We start from the raw sequence: 232 nt of genomic DNA on the forward strand, positions 1-232 counted from the left end.
AAATATGGCAGGGGTGGAGAGATTCGAACTCCCAACACGCGGATTTGGAATCCGCTGCTCTGCCAATTGGAGCTACACCCCTAAAACTTTCATTACTTCAGATTCGAAAAAACCTCGCACTAGGCGAGGTTATCGAATAAGTGGCGGAGTGGACGGGACTCGAACCCGCGACCCCCGGCGTGACAGGCCGGTATTCTAACCAACTGAACTACCACTCCGCAGTGGAATACTT

The 232-nt window shown here is 52.2% G+C and carries 2 tRNA genes; both read right to left on the reverse strand.

Going from position 1 to position 232, the window contains the following annotated elements:
* Positions 1-5 precede the first annotated feature (5 nt).
* A tRNA-Trp gene (locus tag IQQ51_RS15010) sits at positions 6-82 on the reverse strand.
* 59 nt (positions 83-141) lie between these two features.
* A tRNA-Asp gene (locus IQQ51_RS15015) sits at positions 142-218 on the reverse strand.
* Positions 219-232: the final 14 nt, after the last annotated feature.

Source organism: Vibrio sp. OPT18 (assembly GCF_015163615.1).
Classification (GTDB): Bacteria; Pseudomonadota; Gammaproteobacteria; order Enterobacterales; family Vibrionaceae; genus Vibrio; species Vibrio coralliirubri.